At 71.3% G+C, this 13,407-nt stretch carries 9 protein-coding genes; 3 read left to right on the top strand and 6 right to left on the bottom strand.

The annotated features are described in order from the left end of the window. Positions 1–90: 90 nt before the first annotated feature. Positions 91–543 carry an SRPBCC family protein gene (locus GA0115234_RS12430; RefSeq protein ID WP_093540962.1) on the bottom strand — a complete coding sequence of 151 codons (453 nt, stop codon included), beginning with the start codon at positions 541–543 and terminating at the stop codon, positions 91–93. A gap of 86 nt (positions 544–629) precedes the next feature. Beyond that, entirely contained in the window at positions 630–1,466 is an 837-nt protein-coding gene (locus GA0115234_RS12425) for a DeoR/GlpR family DNA-binding transcription regulator (protein ID WP_093540961.1), read from the bottom strand. A 196-nt stretch (positions 1,467–1,662) separates the two neighbouring features. Between GA0115234_RS12425 and GA0115234_RS12420 the strand changes: the two genes are divergently transcribed. Beyond that, positions 1,663–4,062, top strand: a complete 2,400-nt coding sequence (locus GA0115234_RS12420; RefSeq protein ID WP_093540960.1) for a hypothetical protein — start codon at positions 1,663–1,665, stop codon at positions 4,060–4,062. Here the strand turns inward: GA0115234_RS12420 and GA0115234_RS12415 are convergent. The 4 genes from GA0115234_RS12415 to GA0115234_RS12400 all read right to left on the bottom strand — a co-directional run bounded on the left by GA0115234_RS12415 (position 4,032) and on the right by GA0115234_RS12400 (position 11,939). Then, complete coding sequence (locus tag GA0115234_RS12415) at positions 4,032–6,470, bottom strand: right-handed parallel beta-helix repeat-containing protein (RefSeq protein ID WP_093540959.1); 2,439 nt, start codon at positions 6,468–6,470, stop codon at positions 4,032–4,034. The genes GA0115234_RS12420 and GA0115234_RS12415 overlap by 31 nt on opposite strands. A 152-nt stretch (positions 6,471–6,622) precedes the next feature. Continuing rightward, positions 6,623–7,231 carry an Rv1733c family protein gene (locus tag GA0115234_RS12410; RefSeq protein WP_093540958.1) on the bottom strand — a complete coding sequence of 203 codons (609 nt, stop codon included), beginning with the start codon at positions 7,229–7,231 and terminating at the stop codon, positions 6,623–6,625. Positions 7,232–7,457: 226 nt separating this feature from the next. Then, on the bottom strand, positions 7,458–7,952 hold the full coding sequence (locus GA0115234_RS12405; RefSeq protein ID WP_093540957.1) for a DUF6643 family protein: 495 nt from the start codon (positions 7,950–7,952) through the stop codon (positions 7,458–7,460). A gap of 657 nt (positions 7,953–8,609) precedes the next feature. Next, positions 8,610–11,939 (bottom strand): BTAD domain-containing putative transcriptional regulator, encoded by a 3,330-nt coding sequence (locus tag GA0115234_RS12400; RefSeq protein WP_237541285.1) that lies wholly within the window; start codon positions 11,937–11,939, stop codon positions 8,610–8,612. Positions 11,940–12,183: 244 nt separating this feature from the next. Between GA0115234_RS12400 and GA0115234_RS12395 the strand changes: the two genes are divergently transcribed. Together GA0115234_RS12395 and GA0115234_RS12390 are read left to right on the top strand one after the other, a co-directional pair. Then, positions 12,184–13,125 (top strand): ACP S-malonyltransferase, encoded by a 942-nt coding sequence (locus tag GA0115234_RS12395; RefSeq protein ID WP_202553615.1) that lies wholly within the window; start codon positions 12,184–12,186, stop codon positions 13,123–13,125. Positions 13,126–13,128: 3 nt separating this feature from the next. Beyond that, on the top strand, positions 13,129–13,386 hold the full coding sequence (locus GA0115234_RS12390; protein WP_093540954.1) for an acyl carrier protein: 258 nt from the start codon (positions 13,129–13,131) through the stop codon (positions 13,384–13,386). Positions 13,387–13,407: the final 21 nt, after the last annotated feature.

The following is a 13,407-nucleotide window of genomic DNA, read 5'->3' as shown; positions in this document are numbered from 1 at the left end:
GCGGACGGGTCGCGCACACCATAGCTGACTGGGCGTCAGGTGTCGCCGCCCGCGCGGACCTCGGGGAAACACCCCGGGGCGCGCCGCACGCTACGGATGGTGCCGGGCCGGACGGTCCAGCAGACTGTCGAGCACCCGGCCGAAGATCCGCCGGCCCGCTCCGGCGATCAGCGGATCGCCCCACCGCGGCAGCAGTCGCACACCCAGCTCCTCCACCCACACCACATGGGATCCGGAATCCGTCGGATACACATCGATCGAGGCCCGGCCCAGCACCGGCGAACCGCGCTTCTCCAGCCGGCACAGCCCCGCGCGCCCGGCCGTGGGCGGCGTCCACCGCACCACTTCCATCGGATCGTCGAACGCCAGCGGCCCCACGCCCGTGCGCGCCACGAAGACGGTCCCGACCCCGGCCGGCGGACCCGGCAGGACGGTGATCGTGGTCAGCGGGACATGCGCGGCGTGCCGTTCCCAGTCCGTCACCCGGCGCCAGGACTCGGCGGCGGGCAAGGAGGTGAAGCGCTCGATCCGGAAGACGGCCACGCCACGATCCTAAAGGCTCGCCCGCAGGGCCCCGGCCCGCGCGGCGCCCGGCGCCGGCAAGCGGAATCCCCGCCCGGTCCGGCTGCTCAGGCGTCGTCGTCCGCGGCCCGGCCCGTCACCACCAGGCCCGGCAGATGCTCCTCGATCTCCGCACGGGCGGCGGCCGACAGCCCCGCGTCCGTCACGAACGTGTCCACCTGCTCCAGCGCCGCGAACGAACTCAGGCCCACCGTGCCCCACTTGGTGTGGTCGGCGACCACCACCACCCGCCGGGCCGACTGGACGAAACGGCGGTTGGTCTCGGCCTCCGCCAGATTCGGCGTCGAGAGCCCGGCCTCCACCGAGATCCCGTGCACCCCGAGGAACAGCACATCGAAATGGAGGGAGGCGATCGCCTGATCGGCGACCGGACCCACCAGCGAGTCCGAAGGGGTCCGCACCCCACCGGTGAGCACCACCGTGGCGGCCCCGGGCCGCGTCCCTGACGCGCCCCCCGCCCGCTGCGCGGCGTGGAAGACATCGGCGACCCGCACCGAGTTGGTCACCACCGTCAGATCCGGCACGTCCAGCAGCTGCTGCGCGAGCGCGTACGTCGTCGTGCCGCCGGAGAGCGCGATCGCGCTGCCGGGCACCGCCATCGCCGCCGCCGCGCGCGCGATGTCCTCCTTGGCGGTCAGCTCCAGCGCCGACTTCGCCTCGAAACCGGGCTCGTGCGTGCTGGCCTCGACCACCGGAACGGCCCCGCCGTGCACCTTCTCGACGACCCCCTGGCGTGCCAGGGCGTCCAGGTCACGGCGCACCGTCATGTCGGAGACGTTCAGCTTGCGGGTCAGCTCATTGACCCGGACCCCGCCGCGCTTGCGCACCTCGTCGAGGATCAGGGCGCGCCGCTGCTCCGCGAGCAGGTTCTGATTCTCGCTCAACGCCGGTCCGGTCCTTCCCTCTGGCCGTGCGGCAGCCTCTTTGAACGGGGTCATCCTCGCACGCGGTGTCGCCGGCCGCCGCACTGGGGAGATTCCGTGAGAGAGATGCGGCCGCCGGCCCTCTGCCACGATTCTGGTGACCACGCGTCAGCACTCCCCCCAACTCCCCCCACGAACGAGAGAGCGAGTCACTCCAGTGCCACCTGCCACCCAGGCCCCGCAGAGTCCGGGGCCCGCGCTGGAACTGCTGGTCCACGGCGTGGGCGGCGCCACCCCCCAGGAGATGCTCGACGATCCGCGTACGGTCCGCATCACCGGCGACGCGACCGCCGCCATCTACCGGCGGGCCGAGGACACGGACGCCGAACAGCACCCGGAGCGGTACCGCGACCGGCCCATTCCCGAGGCCTACTGCTGGTCCAACCTGACCTCCGGCAACGGCTCCCGTGCCCTGTGGCTGCTGCTGCTCCCGTTCATGGTGGTCAACCTCGCCCACTGGATGCGCCCCACCGCCCGCTCCCGGACCAGGGCCGTGCGCCTGTACGGCGTCCTCGTCCGGCTCGTCGCGCTCAGCCTCACCGTCCTGCTGACCGCGGCGGCCTGCGAGGTCGCGCTCGATCTGACCGCCTGGCAGTGCGCCGGTGTACCTGACTGCTCCAACCAGCGGTCCTGGCTCGGCTTCCTCTCCACGGCACAGGGCGGCTGGTGGTCCCAGCCGGGCCGCAGGCTCGCCCTCGCCGCCCTGGTGCCCGCCGCCCTGGTGGTGCTCCTGTGGTTCCTGTCCAACCGGACCTGGAGCGCGTACGAGTCACAGCGCCCGCTCGCCGGAACCGAACCGGACGACGACCCCGACGCGGAGCCCGACCCCTCACCGGCCTCCGCCGGCACCACGCCGTTCGGCCGTCCCGCCCTCGGACGGCCCGGATTCTGGTACGGCCGCCGACTGGTCGCCCGGCTGCGCGCCGCCCACACCGCCGCCGGATTCCTGACCGTCGCCGCATCGGTCGCCGGCGCCGCCGCCCGCCACGACCGCGCCGTCACCGGCCCGGTGCCCGGCATCATCGGCCGGCTGATCGAGACGGCACTGGTCCTGGGCGCGTTCGTCGTGGTCTGGGTGGTCTGCCGACGGGGCCGCAGCGAACGGCGCCTCGACAACCGGCTCGACCGCGCCCTCATCACCTATCTGCCCGGCGCCGCCTTGGCCCTGCTCGTCCTCGCCGCGGCCTACGCCGCCTGGTCCCGCCCCGACTGGGTCTCCTCCGGTGCCCTGCCCGGCGATCTCGCCTTCAGTGTCGTCACCGTCGGCCAGGGGGCACTCGTCGTCGTACTCGCCCTGGTGTCACTGGGCCTCTACCGCCGGACCCCCGAACCCCGCACCGTCATGTTCGGGCTCGGCGGCCCCGTCGTCGCGATGCTCGCCTGCGCCCTCGGCGGGGTCATGAGCGGCGGTGTCTCCCAGCGCGTCGCCGACTGGCTGGACGGCCCCGGCACCCCAGGCATGGGCCGGAGCTCCGTCATCGAGGGGCCGCCGGTGCTGCTCAGCTGGCAGGCATCGGTCATTCCCGTGCTCCTGGCACTGCTGGCCGTCCCCGCCCTCCTGCTGCTCGTACGGACCTGGCTCGCCGCCCGCGCCCTGGAGCCCGGCATCGACCGGGAGTACGAGGAGGAACGCCCGGAGCCCGCCCGCACCCGGCAGATCGCCCGGATCCAGGCCGCCGCCGCCCTCACCGACTCCGCCGCCTGGATCCTCGGCCCGGTCTGCGGCGCCACCCTGCTGCTCGGCGCGGCGGCGGTCTGTGGAGCCTGGCTGAGCGGAAAGGTACCCGGGCTCGCGATGAAGGGCGACGGCCCGTTCATCGAGTCGGTCGCCCAGGCCGCGCAGTCCACCGGCTCCTGGATGGTCGGACTCGGCTTCATACTCTTCGTCACCTGGGGCCGCCGCGCCTACCGCGACGCCTCGGCCCGGCGCACCATCGGCATCCTCTGGGACGTCGGCACGTTCTGGCCGCGCGCCGCCCACCCCTTCGCACCGCCCTGCTACGCCGAGCGCGCCGTCCCCGATCTGGCGTCACGGATGTCAGGCTGGACCGGGCTCACCCGTGGCAGGCTCGTCATCTCCGGGCACTCCCAGGGCAGTGTCCTCGCGGCGTCCGCGGTCTGGCAGCTGCCCGCCCACACCCGGAGCCGGGTCGCCCTGCTCACCTACGGCTCGCCGATCGAGCGACTGTACGGGCGCTGGTTCCCGGCCTACTTCGGCCCCGGACCGCTGCACGCGCTGCACCGGTCCGTGCACTGCTGGCGCAACCTGTGGCGGGCCACCGACCCGATCGGCGGCCGGGTCCGGCTCGACGAGGGACCGGGACCCGAGGTGGACCGCGGGCCGCTGAGGGACCCCCTGGTCTACGGGCGGACCCCCGAACATCCGCTGCCCGAAGCCGTCCTGGGGCACTCGGACTACCAGGCCGACCCGGTCTTCGCCCAGGAGCGGGCCGCGCTGCTGGAGCGGCTCGACCCGGTCCTGCCCCGCCAGGCCGATGGACCGGACAGCCTCGAAGTCCCGCGGAGTCAGGGCAGTTCCGGCAAGTCCTCGGGGTAGAGCAGGGTGAGGTCGTCCGTGCTCGGCTCGGCGAGCTGGGCGACCCGCCCCGCATGCCGCTCCACCATCGACTCGAAGGTCTGGCGCGCGGTGCGGCCGTTGCCGAACGCCGGACCCTTGGGGAGCTCGGCGAAGTACTTCAGCAGCGCCTCGTCGGTCCCGGAGGCCAGGCTGTACTCGTGCTCGTCGGCCTGCTGTCCGACGATCCGCAGCAGTTCCGCCGGCTCGTAGTCGCTGAAGGTGATGGTCCGGGAGAAACGGGACGCCACACCGGGGTTGACGGTGAGGAACCGCTCCATCTCGTGGGTGTAACCCGCGACGATGACGACCACCGCGTCCCGGTGGTCCTCCATCAGCTTCACCAGCGTGTCGATCGCCTCCCGGCCGAAGTCCCGGCCGGAGTCCTCGGGCGACAGGGCGTACGCCTCGTCGACGAAGAGCACCCCGCCGCGCGCCCGGTCGAAGGCCTCCTGGGTACGGATGGCGGTCGAGCCGATGTGCTCGCCGACCAGATCGACGCGGGACACCTCGATCAGATGCCCCCGCTCCAGCACCCCGAGCGAGGCGAGGATCTCGCCGTACAGCCGGGCCACGGTGGTCTTGCCGGTACCGGGGGAACCGGTGAAGACGAGGTGGCGCCGGACCGAGGCGGCCTTGAGCCCGGCCTCCTGGCGCCGGCGGCCCACCTCGATCATGTCGGTGAGGGCGCGCACCTCCCGCTTGACGCTGTCCAGGCCCACCAGCGCGTCCAGTTCCCCGAGCACCGCGTCCGACGTGCGCGCCGGCTCGGTGGCGGGAACCTCGGCCGGGGCGGGCTCGACGGCACGCTCTCCGGGGACCCCGCCGAGCAGCCCGGGGGCCGACTGGGTCGCCGTCAGGACGGAGGGCGCCGGGGGAGCGGGGGAGCGCAGCGCGCTCTCGTCGCTGGTGCAGTCCTCCACGACGGGGCCGGTGCCCTGCCCGTCACCGTGCGCGACGGGCGGCTCGGCGAACTCGTACCCACCGCGTGCGCACCGTTCGGTCCGGCAACGCGTCAGCGTCGTACGGCAGCCGTCCATCACATGGAAGCCGTAGCCGTCGCTGCCGGTGACCCGGCAGCTGTGGAACGTACCGCGGCCCTCGGCGGAGACATAGAATCCGGCCTCGGCGGGGGCGGTGACCGTGCAGCGCTCGATCGTCGGGTCGGCGCCCTTGGTGACGATCACTCCGGTCTGCGCCGTGTCGATGGTGCAGTTGTTGAGCGTGCCGCCGCTGCCGTGGTCGCGGAACCAGGCGCCGGTGGACGCCTCGCGGATGCGGCAGTCGTCCAACTGCGCGGTCGCCCCGTCGCTCACCGACACCGCGGTGTTGCGGACCTGGGAGAGATCGCTGTCGACGACATCGGCGCGCGAGCCCCGGTCGAGCACGAAGATGGCGTCCGGCACGTCGTGCACCCGGCAGGAGTCCAGTATCACGGTCGCCCCGTCGCTCACCCAGACCGCGGGGTAGTCGCCCGTACTGTCGTGGATCTCGCACTGGTTGGCGTCGACACGGGTCCCGGGATCCCAGACCGAGAGGCCGTTGCGGCCGAAGCGGCGCACCGTGGAGCGGGTCAGGGTGAGCACCGAACGGGAGCGCAGATCCACCGCGTTCTCCGGGATGTCGTGGATGTCACAGTCGGCGAGCGTCAGCACGGCGTCGGTGTCGAGCGTCACGCCGTCCGCCGAAGTGCGGTGCACCGTGCAGTCGGTGAGGTGGGCGGCCGCGCGGGCGGTGACCTGTATCCCGCTGCCCTTGATCTCGTACACCTCGCAGCCGAAGCCCTCCAGACCGCTGCCCTCCCCGGTGACGCTCAGGCCCGCGCCCGACGCGTGGTGGATCCGGCAGCGCTCCAGCCGCGGATGCGCGCCGTCGCGCACCGAGACGCCGGACTGCCCGGCGGAGACGACCTCGCACTCCTCGAACACTCCGCCCGCGCCGTCGAGTACGGCGATGCCGACCCCGGCGGGGTTGTCGACCGTGCAGCGGCGCACGGTCGGCCGGGCCGCGCCGCGGACCTCGATCCCGGCGGCGGACCGGGTGACGATCCGCAGGTCCGCGATCTCCGGTGCGCCGTCCTCGACCAGCAGCGCGGGGGCCGTCGAGTCCTGGCCCTCCACATGGAGGTCCGAGACGACGGCGGCGGCGCGGATGGTCAGCGGTACGCCGTCGGCCGGTGCGATCCGCACGGATCCGACGGACCCTTCGGGCCCGCGCAGGGTCACCGCGCGGTGCAGAACCAGATTCTCCCGGTAGGTGCCCGGTGCGATGGTGAGAACATCGCCGTCGGCCGCGGCCTCCAGGGCTGCGGTGAGGGAGGCGTATTCGCCTGTGCGGCGCCGCCACCGCGATGTGCCGGTGTGCGTCACCTGGACCGTGCCCTGTGCCATGGCGCTGTTGTGCCCCCACCTCGTGCGTGCGTGATGCCCGTGTCACCGGCCTTGCGGCAGCGGTGAATCGCGGGACCGCCCACCGGGAAAGCGGGCGGGCCGGTCCACCGTAGCGCGCATGGCGGGCGGGAGTTGACCCGATCAGCAGCTGATCAGCTGCCGGTCCCCGTCCGGCCCCAGTCCGGACCGGCCTCGGCCCAGTCCCGGTCGATCCGGGTGTACCGCCCCTTCATCATGTGCCGGACGATCAGCAGGCGTATGCACTCGACCAGTCCGGCGGCCAGCAGCATCGCCCCGATCCCGGCCAGCACCGCATGGGCACGGGCCGTGGCGGCGTCCATGGGCCGCGGCACCGGGCGCCCCTCGGAGTCCGTCCAGATCTCCACCCGGGCGCCGGGGCCGGTCCTCCGGGAGGCGGTCAGCGCGGTGCCGCGGCGCTTCGTGCCGTCCGGGGCCTTCCAGCGGGCCACCACCGAGGTCTGCGAAGCGTGCTCCGAGGAGATCTCGGGGTCGGCGACATGACGTGGCGCGCTCGGGGACAGGCGCTCCACGACGGCGGTGGTGGCATGACGCCCGGCCCGCTGGGCCCGTACCGATCTCTGCAGGGCGTCGTCGGTCTGCGCCGCGCATACCCAGCCCAGGGCAGGCGCCGCCAGCACCATGAGGAGCAACGCGACAAGAGCCACCCACGCCTCGCGCCGGTCGGTGGCGCGGCGCAGGGGATTGTGCCGCCAGCGCCACACACCCGTGACCGCTCGCACAGTCCTGCACCCCCCTTCCGTGTCCGTCCTGGCCGGACACGGGATGCTTCGCACGCGGAAGACGGCGAAGAGAGAGCAACCTCACCCCGGTCAACGCACCGGCCACCCCCGTGAGTTCCCGCCCGCCCGGCCGAGCTGACGGCCCGTCCGGTGCGGCAACGCCGAAGCCGCCGTCGAGTCCCCATGGCTCGACGACGACTCCGTGCGACCGTGCGTGACCTTCGGTTCAGTACCCCCGGCCCTGGTACGGGCGGTTGTACGGATCCTCGTAGGGCGAGGGCGCCGGGGCCTGACGCGGCGCCGGGGCCGGTCGCGGTGACGCCGGACGCATCGCCTCGTAGCCCGTGCCCGGCGCGGGCCGCTGCTGTTGCTGCGGATGGGGCGCCTGATATCCGCCGCGGGCCGCGGACGGCTGTTGCGGGATGTACGGCGCCGGGGCGTGCTGCAACTGAGCGGGCTGCATCGGCGCGTAACCCTGCTGAGCCGGCGGCTGCTGGTAGCCGTACGACGGAACGGGCTGGGAAGGCGCCGCGGGAAGAGCCGGCAGCGCCGCCGGGAGAGCCGGCAGATAGCTGTTGCCGGTGTCATAGGCGGCAGGGACTCGGATCGGCGCGATCTGAGGGGTGCCCCGCTCCGCGACCAGGGAGTCGTAGATCGGAGTGTCGGGGAACGACGGTGCGGCGTAGTAGCCGCCGCCGTAGGTGGAGCGGGGGGAGGTCATGACACCTAAGTTAAGCCCACGATGAGCTGGTTGGGGAGCCCCCATCTCGGGGTCATCCGTTTTACGCTGGTTCTGCCCGCCTGCCCTGCTAAAAATTCGATAAGGGTTCCGTTGGCAATGGGAACTTTTTCGTTGGAGGGGCCCTATGAGCACGCCTGTGGAGTTTCTCTCCGGCCCGCAAGATCTGGAACGCCGGTGGCCCTTTGCCTCACGTCCTCGTGCTGTTCGGCGAGTATCCTGAGTTCCGCGGGTACGCCCGCGCCCACCGCGAGCTGCCCGCCGAGTACGGCGAAGCCCGGCGTGATCCCCGAGGGGTGGCCGCACTCGTGGTCCGGTCCGGCCGCATGAGGCGGTGCGGCCGGCGAGCGCCGCGTCGGCATCGCGGTGGCGCCGACCGTGAGCCGCCAGGAACTCGGCGGCCGGCGGGGACATCTCGTCGGCTGCGAACCACACCCGGGGATCCATGGACGGCTGGAGGACGAGCATCCTCAACCGGGCCCGGATCTCCCGCGGATCCGCTTTCCCGTCGAATTCCGCGAGCGGTCGGTGATTGCCGAGGACATCCGCGAGCGCTATTCACACGAGGTCCGCGAGGGGCCCGCCGATGCCGCGATCATCCGGCCGGCCCGCCTGCGTCGTACACGGCCCCCGGGATCGTCACGGCAGTACCGTTTCTGTCGACTCCGGGCCCAGAAGTTCGTGCAGCAGGTGCGTGGCAGGCAGCGCGGAGTTGAGGTACGCGTACTCGCGCCGGTGCTCGACCACCGCGACCATGGTGCGCAGGGTGTCCACGGCGTCCTCCCGCTGCCCGGCGTGGTGCTGGGCCTGGGCCAGCAGCCCCAGGTGGAGCGGGAGACGTATGTTCGTCCTGGACCGCCGCAGTTCGGCCAGTGCGTTCTTCATGGCGGAGATCCCCTCCCGGCGGCCGGTGTACGTGAGTGCCCAGCCCAGCGGCAGATGGACCATGGCCTTCCAGTAGGACAACCCGTGCTCGACGGCCAGCCCGACGCCCTCGGTACCGGAGGCCCGTGCGGTCTCCACGTCGCCTTCCCATGCGGCCACGACCGCGTCGACGTAGAGGGCCTGGATCCGGTCCCACGGTCTGCCCTCGTGCCGCGTCAGCCGCAGCAGGCGACGGCGCTGCTCCGCGGCCGCCGCGCGGTCGTTGAGCAGCCAGTGGGCGAGGACGCAGTAGCAGCGGAAGTAGACGCGTGGGTCGGACCGGTACATTCCATCCGGTAATCGGCCCTCGCGGGCGAGGCGTTCCGCCAGTTCCGCGCCGTGTTCCAGCTCTTTGAGCGCATCGGGCAGGTGCCCGCGGGCGAGCAGCGCCATACCCTCGCCGTACGCCGCGCCGAGCCGGGCCGTCGGGCCGTCGGTGCGCTCGGCGATGTTCCTCAGCAGGACGGACAGCCGCCGTGACTCGTCGTAGCGGCCGCGGACGAGAAGCGACATGGCCAGCATCGACAGGACCGCCGGGTCGTCCGGCGCATGAGGCGCCGAATGAGGGGCGCATCCCCGGGTGATCTCCGCCTCCGCCTCGGCGTCACCGAAGCCGCGTACCTGGCCCAGTACATGGCCCAGCTCCAGGTGGAGCCGCTGCTTCAGGTCGCGGGCGGTCGTGCCGTCGGGCAGTGCGCCGGCCATGCCGACCGCGCGTCGCAGCCACATCTCGCGCTCCTCGGAGGCCAGGCGCAGTTCCGCGTTCTCCGCCGCGCGCAGGAGCCAGGGCAGCACCCGCTTCGCGGGCATGACGTCCTTGGCGAGCCAGGCGTGGTGGGCGACGCGCTCGGTCTCCGCCGGATCGCCCCCGACCTTGACGTACGGGGACAGCGCATCGGCGTATCGCGCGTGCAGTCGTTGGCGCTCCTCCTCCGTCAGCTCGCCGACCAGCACCTCCTTGGCCTGGGGAGGGCCGAGGCGGAGCCGTCCGGTGCGCTGCCGGTCAGGAGCGAGCAGACCGTACCGGACGGCCGACTCCACGAGCGCGATGGCCGAATTGCCGCCGGTGGCACGGCAGACCGCGTCCAGGTCGATATCGGGTGCGACGACCGCGCAGAGACGGAGAAGCCGCAGGACCGGTTCCGGCAGCATGGCGAACTCCTGGCGAAGTACCTTGCGCGCGCACGTCACGATCAGGGTGAGGATCTCGTCCGTGGCACCGGGCTCGCGCAGGTCCCTGGCGTCGCAGAGCAGGGAGAGCATCTGCAGGACGAAGTACGGACTGCCCGTGCTCTGGCGGTGCAGCGCATCGATGACCCGCTCGTCGACGCCCGGACCCGCGTGCGCGTCGACCAGCGTGGCGATGTCCGAGCGGGCCAGGCCGGCGAGCCGCAGGATCTCCGCGTCCGGACCCTTGAGCACCTCGGTCATCACCCCGAACCGCGAGGCATCGGGCCAGGCCTCCAGGTCCCAGCCGGTCAGTACGATGCTGAGGGGGTGCCCCTGGCGGCGGGTGGTCAGCAGCCGGAGCAGGTCCAGGGAGACGGTGTCCGCCCAGTGCACGTCCTCCAGCAGCAGCACCAGCGGCCTCTGCGCGGCCAGCGAGAGCAGCACTTCGCAGAGCGCGTCGTGAACCCGGAAAGGGCTTGGCGAGCCGTCGGGGCCGTGGCCGTTCCCGGTGTATCCGGGCAGCAGCGACGCGAGCAGCGAGCCGAACGGCGCGGCAGCCGCCTCGAAGGCGTCCGGTCGCGCCGCCGACAGTCGGCGCAGCACCTGGGTCCACAGCCAGTACGGCGGGACCCCCTCGCCGGAGAAGCAGCTGCTCCGCACCGTCTCTATGCTCTCGTCGACACTCTGGAGGCGCTGGACGAGTTCCATCATGAGGTGGGACTTGCCCAGCCCGGACGAGCCGAATACGCAGGCAAGATGTCCGCGGCCCTTCGCCGCGCCGGCCGTCGCGGCGACCAGGCGCCGCAACTCCCTTTCCCGGCCCGTCAATGGCGGCGGCAGCACGGGTTCGAAGAGGGGGAGCCCGGGGGCCGTGGACGTGGCCGGTGCCGTACGGTCCGGTTCCTGCGGCTTCCCCGCACCGCGCATGGCGGTCTTCACGGCGGCGGGAGACACCTCTGTCGGCCGCTCCGTCCCGCCGGACAGCACGGTCCGGATGGGCCGGGCGAATTCGGTGGCCCTGAGCGGCAGTTCATCACTCAGTACGGTGCGTGTCCGCTGCTCACCGAGTTCCTGCCGGAGAAGAGCGGTGTGCAGCTGCTGGAGTTCGGCCGTCGTGTCCACGCCGTACTCCTCGACCAGATAGCTGCGGGTCCATTCGTACACCTCCAGCGCCTCCGCCTGACGGCCCGATCGGAACAGCGCGGTCATCAGATGGCCCACCAGGCGCTCCCGGGTGGGGTGCTGACGTACCTCGCGTTCCAGTTCCGTGACCACCTCCGCGGTCCTGCCCAGGACGAGACCGGCCTCCGCGGAGGCTTCCAGGGCGGTGAGCCGGACCTGTTCCAGCCGGGTGCTCTCGTCGGCGAGCGGCTGGTGAGTGATGAACTCGGCATAGGGGGAGCCGCGCCACAGCGCGAGCGCCCGGGTGAGCCGGTCGCGGGCCGCGACGGGATCCTGGCGGGAGAGGGAACGCCGCCCCGTGGAGAAGAGCTGCTCGAACTGGTGGACGTCCACTTGCTCCGGAGGCAGTTCGAGGACGTATCCGGGGGCCCGGTAGCGGAGGACCGCCGACCGGTCGGGGCCGGCCGCGGGGGCCAGTGCCCGGCGCAGATGGGAGATATGGCTCTGCAGGGTGGCGACGGCCCGCCGGGGCGGCTCCTCCCGCCAGAGCTCCTCGATGAGCACGGTGGTGGGGACGACCCGGCCCAGCCTGATCAGCAGGAGCGCGAGCAGCGTTCTGCGACGTGGCGGGCCGAGTGGGATGTCGTGCCCTCCGTACTGGGCCGACATGGGCCCCAGAACCTGCAGCACCGGTCCGGAGCGGGCGGCAGACGGTGGCGGCAGCAGTGTGCTCTGTGCCTGACGTGCAGACATCTTCGGCCCCATTCGTTCTCACGCTTGAGACTTCTCCGGCGAATTGATCCTAGAACAGTAGGCGTTCTGTCATGTGATTCGGCTGATGAATGGCTAATAAGCGATCACTGAATTGGCAATGTGCTTCTCCTGCATACCGATGCGACCGGCAAGCGAACGGCAGGTGTCAGGCAAGGATCCGGACCAGTGATCGTGCCGGGTCATCAGCATTCCGGCCAGTGGACCGCAAGGGGGGTGGCAGAGCATGTGCGGAACCGACATCGCCGCGTGGCGTAGGCCGGCCACCGGCGCAGACCCTGGAGGCATCACGGTGTTCGCGATTTTCTTCCCCGGGCAAGGAGCGCAGTTCCGGGGGATGGGCGCAGATGTTTTCGGCCGCTATCCAGGTATGACGCGATTCGCCAGCGATCTTTTGGGGTACGACCTGGTCTCGCGTTGCCGCGACAATCAGGACGACGTGCTCTCGCGGACGGAGTGCACACAGCCGGCCCTGTTCACCGTCAACGCGTTGCACACGTTCGAGCGTGAGCGCCGCGAGGGCCCGCCTGCCGACTACTGCCTCGGACACAGCCTGGGGGAGTACAACGCGCTCCTGGCGGCAGGGGTCTTCGACTTCGAGACGGGTCTGCGGATCGTCAGGAAGCGCGGCGAACTCATGGCGGCGGCATCGGGCGGCGGGATGAGCGCGGTCATGAACACCCCTGCTCCGCGCCTGCTCGATCTGTTGCGGGAGGACGGCGTCGAGGGGGTGGACGTGGCGGCCTACAACACCGACGCCCAGGTCGTGATCGCCGGCGGTGACAGCGCGCTGCGTGCCGCCCACGCCGCTCTGAAGGCGCGGGGTATCCGCTTCGCGTCGCTGCGGGTCGGCGCCGCCTTCCATTCCCGTCACATGGAACCCGTCCGCTCCGAATTTGAAAGCTTTCTCAAAGAGTTCACGTTCGAGGAGCCCGGAACGGCCGTGATCTCCAATGTCACGGGGCGACCCTACGAGCGGGGCACGATACCGGAAATGCTGAGCAGACAGCTCGTGGAGCCGGTGCGATGGGCCGACAGTATCCGGTACCTACTTTCCCGCGGCACCGGTCTCGAATACGAGGAGATAGGTGGTAAGTCCCTTCTCCGTATGGTGAGAAGCATCGAGAAGGCCGATTCCCGGGAAGTTCTCAGCAAGAGCGGAGTGTGAGAAATGGACAGGAAGCAGTACATACAGAAGCTCATCGAGGACCAGTTCCTCGTGGATTTCGACGGTGAACTGACCGCCGAGACGGATCTGTTCAAGACCGGCGTGATCGACTCCTTCGGATACATCCAGCTCCTGAGCACTCTTGAAAGGGACTTCTCGCTCCAGCTGACGGACGAGGAATTGCTCAGGAACATCTTCTCTTCGCTGGATGCCATCGACGTCTTCGTAGCGAAAAAGCTCGCCGAGCGCGACGGCCACTGAGACCGCGACGACCACTGGATC

The organism is Streptomyces sp. DvalAA-43 (genome assembly GCF_900091725.1).
GTDB classification, from domain to species: domain Bacteria; phylum Actinomycetota; class Actinomycetes; order Streptomycetales; family Streptomycetaceae; genus Streptomyces; species Streptomyces pulveraceus.
Note: the sequence above shows the minus strand (reverse complement) of the source record. Positions and strands in the feature narration are given on the sequence as shown.

What these genes read in the sequence shown, in the direction of transcription:
- GA0115234_RS12415 (WP_093540959.1), bottom strand. Translation starts at nt 6,470, where the DNA reads ATGGCACAGGGCACGGTCCAGGTGACGCACACCGGCACATCGCGGTGG.
- GA0115234_RS12405 (WP_093540957.1), bottom strand. Translation starts at nt 7,952, where the DNA reads ATGACCTCCCCCCGCTCCACCTACGGCGGCGGCTACTACGCCGCACCG.
- GA0115234_RS12400 (WP_237541285.1), bottom strand. Translation starts at nt 11,939, where the DNA reads ATGTCTGCACGTCAGGCACAGAGCACACTGCTGCCGCCACCGTCTGCC.
- GA0115234_RS12395 (WP_202553615.1), top strand. Translation starts at nt 12,184, where the DNA reads ATGTGCGGAACCGACATCGCCGCGTGGCGTAGGCCGGCCACCGGCGCA.
- GA0115234_RS12390 (WP_093540954.1), top strand. Translation starts at nt 13,129, where the DNA reads ATGGACAGGAAGCAGTACATACAGAAGCTCATCGAGGACCAGTTCCTC.